General features: G+C 39.2%; 1 protein-coding gene. It reads right to left on the bottom strand.

Annotated features, from left to right (window positions below; genetic code table 11):
* A partial coding sequence (locus tag CWC11_RS22745; protein WP_138684308.1) for an SIMPL domain-containing protein occupies nucleotides 1-278 on the bottom strand: 278 nt, incomplete at both ends.

The raw sequence follows: 278 nt of genomic DNA, 5'->3' as shown, positions 1-278 counted from the left end.
TGCCTTCATTTTCAACACCAAATTCTGTGTTATTGAACTGATTGATGCCGCTGTCTACAAACTCTTGAAGTAACTCTGGGTATTTTTTGATGTCTTTAAGCTTCACAGTCAAGCTTCGGCTCACACGAAAACCATCAAACTCTTCTTCATTTGATTCGCGATTGTAGCGTGTCTGTCTGTAAACATTCAGTTGCTCCGCATGAATATCGTCTTCTTTAATATCGAAGCGTTTAGCGATTTCGATAGCCTTAGCCATAATCTTATCGACGTTTTCTTTG

Source organism: Pseudoalteromonas sp. S3178 (assembly GCF_005886985.1).
Taxonomy (GTDB): domain Bacteria; phylum Pseudomonadota; class Gammaproteobacteria; order Enterobacterales; family Alteromonadaceae; genus Pseudoalteromonas; species Pseudoalteromonas carrageenovora.
Note: the sequence above shows the minus strand (reverse complement) of the source record. Positions and strands in the feature narration are given on the sequence as shown.